The organism is Pseudomonas sp. PDM21, assembly GCF_014852505.2.
GTDB lineage: Bacteria > Pseudomonadota > Gammaproteobacteria > Pseudomonadales > Pseudomonadaceae > Pseudomonas.
Genome location: NZ_CM181223.1, coordinates 1,173,322 through 1,186,825 on the forward strand (window position 1 = coordinate 1,173,322; position 13,504 = coordinate 1,186,825).

At 64.5% G+C, this 13,504-nt stretch carries 11 protein-coding genes; 8 read left to right on the forward strand and 3 right to left on the reverse strand.

What is annotated here, in order from left to right:
* Positions 1-12 precede the first annotated feature (12 nt).
* From cysN to IB275_RS05665, 4 genes are all read left to right on the forward strand, one after another.
* Positions 13-1,914, forward strand: coding sequence for a sulfate adenylyltransferase subunit CysN (gene cysN, locus IB275_RS05650; RefSeq protein WP_192289993.1), 1,902 nt, complete (start codon positions 13-15; stop codon positions 1,912-1,914).
* A 180-nt stretch (positions 1,915-2,094) separates the two neighbouring features.
* Complete coding sequence (locus tag IB275_RS05655; RefSeq protein WP_192289991.1) at positions 2,095-2,631, forward strand: sigma-70 family RNA polymerase sigma factor; 537 nt, start codon at positions 2,095-2,097, stop codon at positions 2,629-2,631.
* Positions 2,628-3,608 (forward strand): FecR domain-containing protein, encoded by a 981-nt coding sequence (locus IB275_RS05660; protein ID WP_192289989.1) that lies wholly within the window; start codon positions 2,628-2,630, stop codon positions 3,606-3,608. The genes IB275_RS05655 and IB275_RS05660 overlap by 4 nt, the downstream gene beginning before the upstream one ends.
* A gap of 102 nt (positions 3,609-3,710) precedes the next feature.
* A complete protein-coding gene (locus tag IB275_RS05665) occupies positions 3,711-6,167 on the forward strand; it encodes a TonB-dependent siderophore receptor (RefSeq protein ID WP_192289988.1) in 2,457 nt (818 codons plus the stop codon).
* 60 nt (positions 6,168-6,227) lie between these two features.
* Here the strand turns inward: IB275_RS05665 and IB275_RS05670 are convergent, their stop codons facing one another.
* On the reverse strand, positions 6,228-6,668 hold the full coding sequence (locus IB275_RS05670) for a Z-ring associated ZapG family protein (RefSeq protein WP_045209602.1): 441 nt from the start codon (positions 6,666-6,668) through the stop codon (positions 6,228-6,230).
* A 139-nt stretch (positions 6,669-6,807) separates the two neighbouring features.
* Between IB275_RS05670 and IB275_RS05675 the strand changes: the two genes are divergently transcribed.
* The 3 genes from IB275_RS05675 (at position 6,808) to zapE (ending at position 10,024) form a co-directional block, all read left to right on the forward strand.
* Positions 6,808-7,434 carry an alpha/beta hydrolase gene (locus IB275_RS05675; protein ID WP_192289986.1) on the forward strand — a complete coding sequence of 209 codons (627 nt, stop codon included), beginning with the start codon at positions 6,808-6,810 and terminating at the stop codon, positions 7,432-7,434.
* A 60-nt stretch (positions 7,435-7,494) separates the two neighbouring features.
* The gene (locus tag IB275_RS05680; protein WP_192289984.1) at positions 7,495-8,835 is read left to right on the forward strand and encodes a tryptophan--tRNA ligase; all 1,341 of its coding nucleotides are present in this window, start codon (positions 7,495-7,497) and stop codon (positions 8,833-8,835) included.
* 94 nt (positions 8,836-8,929) lie between these two features.
* Positions 8,930-10,024 (forward strand): cell division protein ZapE, encoded by a 1,095-nt coding sequence (gene zapE, locus IB275_RS05685; RefSeq protein ID WP_081517474.1) that lies wholly within the window; start codon positions 8,930-8,932, stop codon positions 10,022-10,024.
* Positions 10,025-10,094: 70 nt separating this feature from the next.
* Here the strand turns inward: zapE and IB275_RS05690 are convergent, their stop codons facing one another.
* Positions 10,095-11,060, reverse strand: a complete 966-nt coding sequence (locus IB275_RS05690) for a hypothetical protein (RefSeq protein WP_192289982.1) — start codon at positions 11,058-11,060, stop codon at positions 10,095-10,097.
* Positions 11,061-11,151: 91 nt separating this feature from the next.
* Positions 11,152-12,051, reverse strand: a complete 900-nt coding sequence (locus IB275_RS05695) for a GlxA family transcriptional regulator (protein WP_167523310.1) — start codon at positions 12,049-12,051, stop codon at positions 11,152-11,154.
* Between the two features lie 253 nt (positions 12,052-12,304).
* Between IB275_RS05695 and IB275_RS05700 the strand changes: the two genes are divergently transcribed.
* The gene (locus IB275_RS05700; protein ID WP_174824619.1) at positions 12,305-13,450 is read left to right on the forward strand and encodes an acyl-CoA dehydrogenase family protein; all 1,146 of its coding nucleotides are present in this window, start codon (positions 12,305-12,307) and stop codon (positions 13,448-13,450) included.
* Positions 13,451-13,504: the final 54 nt, after the last annotated feature.

Below are 13,504 nucleotides of genomic sequence, written 5' to 3' on the forward strand. Positions count from 1 at the left end.
GGTTCTCGCACCATGTCGCATCAATCCGATCTGATCAGCGAGGACATCCTCGCCTACCTGGCCCAGCACGAGCGCAAGGAACTCCTGCGCTTCCTCACCTGCGGCAACGTCGACGACGGCAAGAGCACCCTGATCGGGCGCCTGCTGCACGACTCCAAGATGATCTACGAGGACCACCTCGAGGCCATCACCCGCGACTCGAAGAAAGTCGGCACCACCGGCGATGACGTCGACCTGGCGCTGCTGGTCGACGGCCTGCAGGCCGAGCGCGAACAGGGCATCACCATCGACGTGGCGTACCGCTACTTCAGCACCGCCAAGCGCAAGTTCATCATTGCCGACACCCCCGGCCATGAGCAGTACACCCGCAACATGGCTACCGGCGCATCTACCTGCGACCTGGCCATCATCCTGATCGACGCCCGCTACGGCGTGCAGACCCAGACTCGCCGGCACAGCTTCATCGCCTCGCTGCTGGGCATCAAACACATCGTCGTCGCCATCAACAAGATGGACCTCAAGGGTTTCGACCAGGGCGTCTTCGAGCAGATCAAGGCCGACTACCTGCAGTTCGCCGACAAGATCAACCTCAAGACCAACTCCCTGCACTTCGTGCCGATGTCGGCGCTGAAGGGCGACAACGTGGTCAACAAGTCCGAGCGCTCGCCGTGGTACACCGGCCAGTCGCTGATGGAAATCCTCGAGACCGTGGAAGTCGCGGGCGACCGCAACCTCGACGACATGCGCTTCCCGGTGCAGTACGTCAACCGTCCGAACCTGAACTTCCGCGGCTTCGCCGGCACCCTGGCGAGCGGCATCGTGCGCAAGGGCGACGAAGTCATCGCCCTGCCGTCGGGCAAGGGCAGCAAGGTCAAGTCCATCGTCACCTACGAGGGTGAGCTGGAGCAGGCCGGTCCAGGGCAGGCGATCACCCTGACCCTGGAAGACGAAATCGACGTCTCCCGCGGCGACATGCTGGTTCACGCCGACAACCGTCCGCAGGTGACCGACGGCTTCGACGCCATGCTGGTGTGGATGGCCGAAGAGCCGATGCTGCCGGGCAAGAAGTATGACATCAAGCGCGCTACCAGCTACGTGCCGGGCTCGATCCCGAGCATCAGCCACAAGGTGGACGTGAACACCCTGGAAGAGACCGCCGCCAGCGAACTCAAGCTCAACGAGATCGCCCGTGTGAAGGTCAGCCTGGATGCGCCGATCGCGCTGGACGGCTACGGCGAGAACCGCACTACCGGTGCCTTCATCGTCATCGACCGCCTGACCAACGGTACAGTCGGCGCCGGCATGATCATCGCCGCCCCGCAGTCGAGCCACGGTGCTGTCGCCCACCATGGTGCGAACGCCCATGTCGCTCGCGAGGAGCGCGCTGCACGCTTCGGCCAGCAGCCCGCTACGGTGCTGTTCAGCGGCCTCTCAGGCGCCGGCAAGAGCACCCTGGCTTATGCCGTAGAGCGCAAGCTGTTCGACATGGGGCGTGCTGTCTATGTGCTGGATGGCCAGAACCTGCGCCATGACCTGAACAAAGGGCTGCCGCAGGATCGCGCCGGTCGTACCGAGAACTGGCTGCGCACTGCTCATGTGGCTCGGCAGTTCAACGAAGCCGGCCTGATCAGCCTGTGCGCTTTCGTCGCCCCGAGCGCCGAAGGCCGCGAGCGCGCCAAATCGCTGATCGGCGCCGAGCGCCTGGTCACCGTTTACGTCCAGGCCTCCCCGCAGGTCTGCCGTGAGCGTGACCCGCAGGGCCTGTACGCCGCCGGCCAGGACAACATTCCGGGTGAGTCCTTCCCGTTCGACGTGCCGCTGGATGCCGATCTGGTGGTCGACACCCAGAGTCAGTCGGTGGAAGAGGGCGTCAAGGCAGTCCTCGACCTGCTCCGCCAGCGCGGCGCGATCTGATCGCCTCCGCGTTGTGAAAAAGCCCCGCTTCTGCGGGGCTTTTTTTGTTCTTTGTAGGAGCGAGCCCTCGAGACGACTCGCGAACGTTCACTGGCAGATGGCTATTGCCGCCGACCTGTATGCTGCCTAATAATGAGACTGATTATTATTTGCTGAATAGCAGGTGCGGCGGTGTCGCTATTGGGTCGTACACAACTCGCGGATCACGACATCCACCGCCTCTATGCTGATCACCATGGCTGGCTGCAGGTCTGGATTCGGCGCAAGACCGGCTGCTCGCAGCGCGCCGCCGACCTCGCTCAGGACACCTTCCTGCGTGTGCTCATGACGCGCGCCAAGGGCGTTGCGGTGTACCTCGACCAACCGCGCACCTATCTGGCGACCATTGCCCGTGGCCTGGTGATCGACCAGTGGCGCCGCCAGCAACTGGAGCAGGCGTGGCTGGAGTCGCTGGCCGCTCAGCCCGAAGCGGTGCAATCGTCGCCCGAGCAACTGGCGCTGATCCTGGAAACCTTGCATCAGGTCGATGCCATGCTGCTGCGCCTGCCGCTCAAGGTGCGTCGGGCCTTCCTGCTGGCGCAGATCGATGGCCTGCCGTACCGCGAAATCGCCATGGAGTTGGGGGTGTCCGAGCGCATGGTGAAGAAGTATCTCGCCCAGGCCTTCCTGCATTGTGCGGTGCTCGAAGCCGAGCTGGACGGAGTACTGGTGGAGTGAACGGCCACGAAAACAAACTCAGCCACGCCAGCCTGCAGCAGGCGGCGAACTGGTACGTGCTGCTGCAGGATGAAAATCCCAGCGCGCAACTCCACGCGCAATGGCGCCAGTGGTTCGAGCTGCACGCCGAGCACCAGGCCGCCTGGCATTACGTCGAGCGCATAGGCCAACGCTTCGCGCCATTACAGGGTGAGCGGCAACTGGCGGGGCGGGTGCTCAAGACCAGCGGCGAGCGCCAGCTTTCGCGTCGCCAGGGGCTCAAGAGCCTGCTGGTACTCAGCGGCGGCCTGTTGCTCGGCTGGGGCACCTGGCGCGGCACGACCTTGCCGAGGCTGGTGCAGGGCTGGAGCGCCGACTACAGCACCAGCACCGCGGAGACTCGCGAGACGATTCTCGCCGATGGCACGCACCTCTGGCTGGCGGCGATCAGCGCGGTGGATGCCGATTTCGGCCCAGACCAGCGCCTGCTGCGGCTGCGCTTCGGCGAAGTCCTGGTGGACACCGCCAGGGATGCCGCGAACCGGCCCTTCCTCGTCGACACCGAGCAGGGGCGCCTGCGTGCGCTGGGTACGCGCTTCGCGGTCAGGCAGATGGGCGACGCCACGCGACTCAACGTTTACAGCGGAGCGGTGGAAATCCGCACGGCGGAGAGTGGCCAGAGGAGGGTGCTGGAAGCCGGTCAGCGCGTCGACTTCACGCGTCGTGCCATCGGCGAGGTGTCGGCAGCACAGACGGCAGGGGAGTCCTGGGTACGCCATGTGCTTACTGCCGAGAACATGTCGCTGGGCCAGTTGGTCGAGGAACTGGGGCGGTATCGCCACGGCTACCTGGGCTGTGATCCTGCAGTCGCGCAGTTGCCGGTGATGGGCGCCTTCCCGCTGGACGACAGTGATCAGGCGTTGCGCCTGTTGGCGGCGGCGTTGCCGGTGCAGGTCCAGCGCCTGACGCCCTGGTGGGTCAGCATCGAGTCAGCCTGAGGTATCGCGAAAAAACTTTCCGCAGCGGTTCCCTTTTCAGTTTCCCGTTCGGTCACTCCATGGAAACGCACTTTTACCCACTGCACCGAACCAGGGAATTCCATGTACTCGTCCACTTCCACCTCGCGCCGCTTCGCCCGGCGGCCGCTGGCGCTGGCCATCTCGTTGTCGCTCTGCAGCGTCGCTGCGCTGCCCCTGAACTCACCCGCCCAGGCGGCCTCTGGCACAGAACAGGCTGTTCTGCGCGACTACCACATCGCGCCGGGCGCCCTGGCGGCCTCGCTCAACCAGTTCAGTAGCCAGGCCGGGATCTACCTGGTCGGCCACAACGACCTGACTGCCGGCAAGTCCAGCAAGGGCCTCGATGGTCGCTACAGCGTCGAGCGCGCCCTGGCGTTGCTGCTCGATGGCACCGGCCTGCAGGCGGTGCCGCAGGAGTCGGGCGGCTACGTGCTGCAACCTGACCCGAGCGGCACGGTGTTGCAGATGGATTCGACCTCGATCATCGGCACAGGCGCTGCTGGCGCGCAGCAGGATGACAACGGCTACAACGCCAAGGTCAGCTCCACGGCTGGCAAGACCAGCACTTCCCTGGCGGAGACGCCGCGCTCGATCTCGGTGGTGACCCGCCAGCGCATGGAGGACCAGCAGTCGCAGACCCTGACCGATGTGCTGGGCTACGTACCGGGCATCTTCGCCCCGCCGTTCGCCGCCGGCGATGGCCTGGCTGGCGACCTGTTCTTCATTCGCGGCTTCAATGCCACCGACTGGGGCTATGGTCTGCTGCGCGACGGCCTGCGCGTGCAGGGCAACCGCTACGACACCACCAGCGAACCCTATGGCCTGGAACGCGTCGAGGTGTTTCGCGGCCCGACTTCGATCCTCTACGGCGAGAATGCGCCCGGAGGCATCGTCAACCTGGTCAGCAAGCGCCCGACCGTCGATCCGCGCGGCGAGGTCCAGCTCACCTACGGTTCCCATGACCGCAAGCAACTGGGCGTCGATGTCTCCGGCCCGTTGACCGATGAAGGCAATATCCTCGGCCGCGTGGTGATGCTCGGCCGCGACTCCGACACCCAGGTCGATCACCAGCCGGACGACCGCCTCTATATCGCTCCGTCGATGACCTTCAACTTCGACGATGCCACCTCGCTGACCCTGCTCTCGACCTACCAGCGCGACCGCACGCTGATGGAGCTGGGCTACCCGGCGGCGGGCACCTTGCTGCACAACCCCAACGGAAAGATCGACAAGGACACCCTGTCCGGAAATCCGGACTGGGACAAGTTCGAGCGCGAAGCCTGGACCTTGGGCTACGAGTTCAGCCATCAGTTCAACGACACCTGGCAGTTCCGCCAGAACTCGCGCTACATGCAGTCGCGCATCGACCGTCGCGAGATGTGGCCGGGCAGCCTGAACAACGGCGGTTTCGGCACCAACGTCAACAACACCGCTTACGACCGCTACAACAAGTCGATGACCTACTCGCTGGACAACCAGTTCGAGGGGCATTTCCAGTCCGGCGAACTGGCCAATACCGTGCTGGTGGGGGCGAGCTTCGACCGTACCTCGTTCAACCAGGACTGGGACGCGGGCGCCGGCGGCTCGGTCAACGTGTTCGATCCGGTGTGGACGACCAAGCCGACGACGCCGATCCATGTGCAGGACGCGCTGCTGGAGCAGAAGATGTACGGCCTCTATGGCCAGCTGCAGACGCGCTATGACAACTGGATCGCCCTGCTTGGCGGGCGCCTCGACGAGGTCAACAGCCAATACCGCAACCGCGCCGGTACCACCAACGGCCTGGCCGACCTCGACTACTGGGACCATGACTTCACTTGGCAGGCTGGCCTGATGTACCAGTTCGACAATGGCCTGTCGCCCTATGTCAGCTACTCCACGGCCTTTGCACCGACCCAGCAGACGTCGAGCAAGTCCGGCACCCTCGACCCGACCACCAGCGAGCAGTACGAAGTCGGCGTGAAGTACGAGCCCAAGGGCTGGAACACCTCGATGACCGCCTCGGTCTATGACCTGCGCAAGACCGACGACGTGATCTACGACAGCACGGTCGGCGACTACCGGCAGGTGGGTGAAAGCCGTTCCAAGGGGCTGGAGCTGGAGGTCAACAGCGATATCACCGAGAACCTCAGCCTGACAGCTTCCTATACCTACACCGACTCGCGGATCACCAAGGATTCCCCCGGCTCGCTGCTGGAGGACCACCAGATGACCGGCGTGCCGCGCAACCAGGCCTCGGCCTGGGGCACCTACCGCTTCCTCGATGGCTATCTCAAAGGCCTGCGCGTGGGCGGCGGCGTACGGCACTTCGACAGCACATTCGCCTACACCCCGGCGTCGCTGTACGGCAAGCTGGATACCGGCGACGTGACCCTGGTGGACGCGCTCGTCGGCTACCAGCTCGACGAGCACTGGTCCGCCGAGGTGAACGCGAAGAACCTGCTGGACAAGGAATACGTCGCTGGCTGCAACAACGCCGGGCGCTGCTACTGGGGCGAGGAGCGCACCTTGCTGGGTAGCGTCACCTTCCGCTGGTAATCCTGGCCGCATGAATGAAAAAGCCCCGCATCGGCGGGGCTTTTTCTTTGGCGCGAGGTATCAGTACTTGCTCTTCAGCCCGTACGTCTCGTCCAGGGTGCCCGGGCCGTCGCCGGTCTTGGGTGCATAGTCGCGCGGCGCTTCGTTGTTTGCCGGCGGGGTCAGCCGCTCGCGGCGCTCGGGGTACTCGTCGGCGTGCAGGGCGGCCAGCAGGCGCTGCTTGGTCTGTTCGTCCAGGGCCAGGCGCTCGGCGCCTTCGGACAGGTGTTCCTGCACATCCTGATAGCTCTGGGTGAGCTTCTTCATCAGGCTGGCGGAGGTGCTGAAGTGGGTCACCACTTCGCGCTGGTAGCTATCGAAACGATCCTGCATGTCGTCTACCTGACGCTGCAGCTTGTTGGGCGCGGCGTTGGGCAGAAGGCGGGCGATCAGAAAGCCGATGCCGACCCCGACGATCAGGGCGAGTAGCGGCAGCAACCAGGTGGTGAGGGACTGTTCCACGCGAATCCTTCCTCTATAGACGGCTTTGCTTTACGTTAGCGGCTTGCACCTGTGCTTGTATACCGTGGCGAATGCTTCGCCGCCTGCGCAGGTATTGAGCTAGACGAGACGACCCGCCACGGGGTCACGGAGCTGTTGTTTGACCACCCGCGAAATCCCCCTGTTCCTCGACGGCCCCGACGGCCAGCTGGAAGCCCTGCACCTCGCCACGCCCGACGCCAGGGGCGTCGCGCTGATCTGCCATCCGCATCCATTGTTCGCCGGCACTATGCAGAACAAGGTGGTCGCCACCCTGCAGCGCGCCGCACGGGATGCAGGATACGCCACCCTGCGTTTCAATTTTCGTGGCGTGGGTCAGAGCGCCGGCAGTTATGCCGAAGGCCGCGGTGAGATCGACGATGCGCTGGCCGTCGCGCACTGGCTTGCCGAGCAGCATCCGGGGCTGCCGCTGACGCTGATGGGCTTCTCCTTCGGTTCCTGCGTGGCCGGCAACGCCGCCGAGCGCCTGGAAGAAGAGGGCGCTGACCTTGCGCAACTGTTCATGCTGGCGCCGCCGGTGGAGCGTTTCGACGTCGACCTGCCCGAGCGCTGCCCGCTCACGGTGATCCAGCCGGAGGCCGATGAAGTGGTCACCCCTGAGCGCGTTTACGCCTGGAGCGCGGAGCTGAGCAAGCCCCACGAGCTGATCCGCATCCCCGAGTGCAGCCATTTCTTCCACGGCAAGCTGATCGAGCTCAAGGACCTGATACAGGCCCGGCTCGCCTAGGTCGGTCAGCCGCGTTACCATCCGGCCCGCCCTTTCATTTGCGTTGATTCCTGGATTCCCATGACGACCCGTATCCTGACCGGCATCACCACCACCGGTACTCCGCACCTGGGCAACTACGCCGGCGCCATCCGCCCGGCCATCGTTGCCAGCCGCGATCCGCAGGCAGATTCCTTCTACTTCCTGGCCGACTACCACGCGCTGATCAAGTGCGATGACCCGGCGCGCATCCAGCGTTCGCGCCTGGAGATCGCCGCCACCTGGCTGGCCTGCGGCCTGGATGCGGACAAGGCGACCTTCTATCGCCAGTCCGATATTCCCGAAATCCCCGAACTGACCTGGCTGCTCACCTGCGTCAGCGCCAAGGGCCTGCTCAACCGCGCCCACGCCTACAAGGCCTCGGTGGACAAGAACGTCGAGGCCGGTGAAGACCCGGACGCCGGCGTCACCATGGGCCTGTACAGCTACCCGGTGCTGATGGCCGCGGACATCCTGATGTTCAACGCCCACAAGGTGCCGGTCGGCCGCGACCAGATCCAGCACGTCGAGATGGCCCGCGACATCGGCCAGCGCTTCAACCACCTGTTCGGCAACGGCAAGGAACTGTTCACCCTGCCGGAAGTGGTGATCGAGGAAGACGTGGCGACCCTGCCGGGCCTGGATGGCCGCAAGATGTCCAAGAGCTACGACAACACCATTCCGCTGTTCGGCAGCGCCAAGCAGCTCAAGGAAGCCGTGGCACGCATCGTCACCGACTCCCGCGCGCCGGGCGAGCCGAAGGACCCGGACAACTCGCACCTGTTCACCCTGTACCAGGCCTTCTCCACCCACGAGCAACAGGCTGCGTTCCGCGCCGAGCTGCTCGGTGGCCTGGCCTGGGGCGAGGCCAAGCAGCGCCTGTTCGAGCTGCTCGACAACGAGCTGGGCGAAGCCCGCGAGCGTTACCACGCACTGATCACCCGCCCGGCCGACCTGGAAGACATCCTCCTGGCCGGCGCCGCCAAGGCCCGCCGCATCGCTACCCCGTTCCTCGGCGAGCTGCGCGAATCCGTCGGCCTGCGTTCGTTCCGCGAGCAGGTGCAGGTAGCCAGTGAAGGCAAGAAAAAGGCCACCAAGGCCGCGCGTTTCGTCAGTTTCCGTGAGGACGACGGCTTCCGCTTCCGCCTGCTGGATGCCGCTGGCGAGCAACTGCTGCTGTCCATCGCCTTCGCCGATGGCAAGGCTGCGGGCCAGGTGACCAAACGCCTGCAAGCCGAGGAGCTGGACCTGCACGCCGAGCTGAATGCCTTCAGCGTGCGCCTGGATGGCGAAGCCGTGGCGTACAGCCCGGAGTTCTCCTCCGACGCGGAGCGCGACGCTGCCATGCAGCGCCTGCGTGAGGCTCTCGCTCCGCAGGAGTGAGGGTTGGCAGGCCGGTCCGACTACCGGCCAATTGCCAAGCAACGGGGGCGCCGCTAAAGTGTGCGCCCCCGTTTTCGTTGCCTTGCTACCGATCATGACGCCTCTTCAGCGCTACCAGGAAGACCTGAAACGCCCCGATTTCTTCCACGACGCCGCGCAAGCGAACGCCGTGAAGCACCTGCAACGCCTCTACGACGACCTGGTTGCCGCCGATAAGGGCAAGACCGGCCTGTTCGGCAAGCTGCTGGGCAAGAAGTCCCAGGAGCCGGTGAAGGGCCTGTACTTCTGGGGCGGCGTCGGCCGCGGCAAGACCTACCTGGTGGATACCTTCTTCGAAGCGCTGCCCTTCAAGCAGAAGATGCGCACGCACTTCCACCGCTTCATGAAGCGCGTCCACGAGGAAATGAAGACCCTCAAGGGCGAGAAGAACCCGCTGACCATCATCGGCAAGCGTTTCGCCGACGAGGCCCGGGTTATCTGCTTCGACGAATTCTTCGTCTCCGACATCACCGACGCGATGATTCTCGCGACCCTGCTGGAAGAGCTGTTCAAGAACGGCGTCAGCCTGGTGGCGACCTCCAACATCGTGCCGGACGGCCTGTACAAGGATGGCCTGCAGCGCGCCCGCTTCCTGCCGGCCATCGCGCTGGTCAAGCAGCACACCGAAGTGGTCAACGTCGACAGCGGCGTGGACTACCGCCTGCGTGCCCTGGAACAGGCCGAGCTTTACCACTGGCCGCTGTCCGAGCAGGCCGAGCAGGCCATGACCCGCGACTTCAAGGCGCTGACCCCGGAATGTGCCGCGGCGACCCGCGATGACGCTCTGATGATCGAGAACCGCGAAATCCGCGCGCGCATCACCTGCGATGACGTGGCCTGGTTCGAGTTCCGCGAGCTGTGCGATGGCCCGCGCAGCCAGAACGACTACATCGAGCTGGCGAAGATCTTCCACGCGATCCTGATTTCCAACGTCGAGCAGATGGGTGTGGCGAAGGACGACATGGCCCGCCGCTTCATCAACCTGGTGGACGAGTTCTACGACCGCAACGTCAAGCTGATCCTCTCCGCCGAGGTCGAGCTCAAGGACCTGTACACCGGTGGCCGCCTGGAGTTCGAATTCCAGCGCACCCTGAGCCGCCTGCTGGAAATGCAGTCCCACGAATACCTGAGCCGCCCGCACCGTCCTTGACGGTCGGATGAACGAAAAAGGCTGCCCGAGGGCAGCCTTTTTCGTTTCCAGCTCTTCTACAAGTGAAGAATCAGCGCTGCGCCATCTCCTGCTGCGCCTTTTTCAGCAATTGCTGGGCATGGGCGACTTCCAACGCTTCCATGGCGTTGATCGGCTTGATCGCCACGGCCTTCTTCAACTGCTCCAGCGCCTTCTGCTCCTCGTCCTCGCCGTACACATAGCTCAGCGCGTTGGCGTATTCGTAGTGGCCGATGGGCAGGTCGTCGGAGGCGCGGAAGGAGCGGGCAAAGTACTGCTCCATCTTGTCCGCGCTGACTCCGTAGGTCATCTTGCCCACCAGCTTGCCAACCTTGCGGATCACGCCCGCTTCATAACCGCCGTAGAGCGCCAGGGTGAACGGCTGGTTCGGCTGCTTGGCCAGCAGGGCGTCCAGTTCCTTGGGGATGTCGCCGGTGTAGCCGCGCTTGAGCACTACCGGCACCGGCAGGTCTTCGGCCAGACGGGCCTTGGCGTAGGCGCGGCCGAACTGGGCGATCGGGTCGGCGTTGAGCAGCGGACCGGCCTCGTCGGTGTAGCTGATGACTTCCTCCAGCAGGCGCTGCTTCTCGTCCTGATTCGGCGCGAGGAACATGGCATAGAGTACCTGGGCGAACATGCCCGGCACCTGCCCGCCGACACCCAGCGCGAGACCGTCCTTCCTGGCCTGGGCGAAGTCGCCGCGGAATACCTTGCGCCACACGTCCTGCAGCTTCTCGGCGTAGACCTGCGCCTCTTCCGGCTTGCCGCTGAAGCCGGTGCCGGCGGTCACGGTCTTCTCCAGTGCATCCGGATGCTTGGTGGCCATGCTCACGACCCAGTCCGCATCCGGGAAGGGGTAGTTGGCGCCGAAGCCGCGAGTCAGGCGCGGCCAGGCTTCGCGCAGTTTGTCCCCGCTGTAGTCGAAGGCGCTCTGGTCGTAGGGGAAGGGTTTCCAGGTGTCGTCCGCCACAGCGTTCAGGCTGAAGACGGCCAGCAGGGCAAGCAGAAAGCGGCGCATGGCGATATCCCGTTGGGTTCTTGTTGTCGAAAGCTGCCCCGATCATAGGGCGGCCCCCGAGTCCGTGAACCCATCCTAGGGATGGCCTGTTTCAGGCTTCCTTCTGTTCGTACTGGCGCCGGTAATGATTCGGCGACAGCCCGGTGTGCTGTCTGAACAGGCGAGCGAAGAAGCTGGCGTCGTCGTAGCCGACTTCGTAGCTGATGGTCTTGATGCTCTTGCGGCTGGTCGACAGCAGATTGCGCGCGGTCTCGATTCGCAGGCGCTGCAGGTAGTGCAGTGGCTTGTCTCCGGTGGCCGCCTGGAAGCGCCGCATGAAGTTGCGGATGCTCATGCCGTGCTCGCGGGCGACATCCTCGAAGCGGAACTTGTCGCAGAAGTGTTCTTCCAGCCAGTGCTGGATCTGCAGGATCGCCGGGTCGTGGTGCAGCTTCTGCCCGCCGAAGCCCAGGCGCCCGGGCGTGTAGGTGCGCTGCACCTCGTAGAGGATGTCGCGAGCCACGCCCTGGGCCACGGCGGCGCCGCAGAAATGCTCGATCAGGTAAATGTACAGGTCGCGCACCGAGGTCAGGCCGCTGGCGCTGTAGATATTGTCGGCGTCGGCGATGTGCTTGTCCTGGTTGAGCAGCACCCGGGGGTAGCGCTCGGCGAATTCGCGGAAGAAGCGCCAGTAGGTGGTTGCTTCCTTGCCGTCCAGCAGGCCGGCCTCGGCCAGCCAGAAGACTCCCGAGACCTCGCCGCACAGCACGCAGCCGGCCGCGTGGCGCTCGCGCAGCCAGGGCATCACCTGCGGGTAAAGGGTCAGCAGTTCGTCGAAGTCGCCCCAGAAGGCCGGGAGGATGATCAGCTCCGGTTCGTCCAGGGCGCCGTGGACCGGCAGGAGGTCGCCACTGAAACTCATCACCGGCTGGCCGTCGGGGCTGACGATGCGGGTCTCGAAGCTGGGCTGCAGGCCGAGGCCCTGTTGGCGGCCGTGGCGCAGGGCAGCCATGTGGAAGAAGTCCTTGGCCTGCATCAAGGTGGAGCCGAACACGCCATGGGTGGCGAGGATGCTGACGCGGCGCAGCACGCGGGAAGCTGGGTTGGGCATCGGTTCTTGTACTTCTTATGGATGTCTTTGCATGACGCTAAAGCGGTCATGATGCGGCTGGATCGTCTTATTTTTTGGCGAAAGTGTCCAGTGCAGAGCGGTTCGTGCTTGGCCTACAGTCGGCCTTCCAATAATTCCTACAACCGATCCGCAGGTGCAGCGCATGATTCCAAGAACCCTGTTCAGTTCCGACCACGAGCTGTTCCGCGACAGCGTCCGCAAGTTCCTCGAACAGGAGGCGGTGCCCTTCCATGCCCAGTGGGAAAAGGACGGCCACATCGATCGCCAGCTGTGGAACAAGGCCGGCGAGGCCGGGATGCTCTGTTCGCACCTGCCCGAGGCCTACGGCGGCATGGCGGCGGACTTCCTCTACAGCGCCGTGGTGATCGAGGAGATCGGTCGCCTGGGCCTGACCGGCATCGGCTTCTCCCTGCACTCGGATATCGTTGCGCCCTACATCCTTCACTACGGCAGCGAAGAGCTGAAGCAGCGCTACCTGCCCAAGCTGATTTCCGGCGAGATGGTCTCGGCCATCGCCATGACCGAGCCGGGCGCCGGCTCCGACCTGCAGGGCGTGAAGACCACCGCCGTGCTGGATGGCGACGAGTACGTGATCAACGGCTCGAAGACCTTCATCACCAACGGCTGGCTGGCCGACCTGGTGATCGTGGTCGCCAAGACCGACCCCAAGGCCGGTGCCAAGGGCACCAGCCTGTTCCTGGTGGAGGCCGGTACGCCGGGCTTCAGCAAGGGCAAGCGCCTGGAAAAGGTCGGCATGAAGGCCCAGGACACTTCCGAGCTGTTCTTCCAGGACGTGCGTATCCCCAAGGAAAACCTGCTGGGCAAGGATGGGCAGGGGTTCATCTACCTGATGCAGGAACTGCCTCAGGAGCGCCTGACCGTGGCCCTCGGCGCGCTGGCCTCGGCCGAGGCGGCGCTGAAATGGACACTGGACTACACCCGCGACCGCAAGGCCTTCGGAAAATCCGTCGCGGACTTCCAGAACACGCGCTTCAAGCTTGCGGAAATGGCTACCGAAATTCAGGTTGGCCGCGTCTTTGTCGACCGCTGCCTGGAGCAGCACCTGGAAGGCAAGCTGGACGTGCCCACGGCGGCGATGGCCAAGTACTGGACCACGGACCTGCAGTGCAAGGTGCTCGATGAGTGCGTGCAACTCCACGGCGGCTACGGCTTCATGTGGGAGTATCCGATTGCCCGCGCCTGGGCCGATGCGCGGGTGCAGCGCATTTACGCCGGCACCAACGAGATCATGAAGGAAATCATCGCCCGCGCGCTGTAACCGTCGCGGATGAAAAAAGCCCGGCATTGGCCGGGCTTTTTCGTGGCGCGCAGA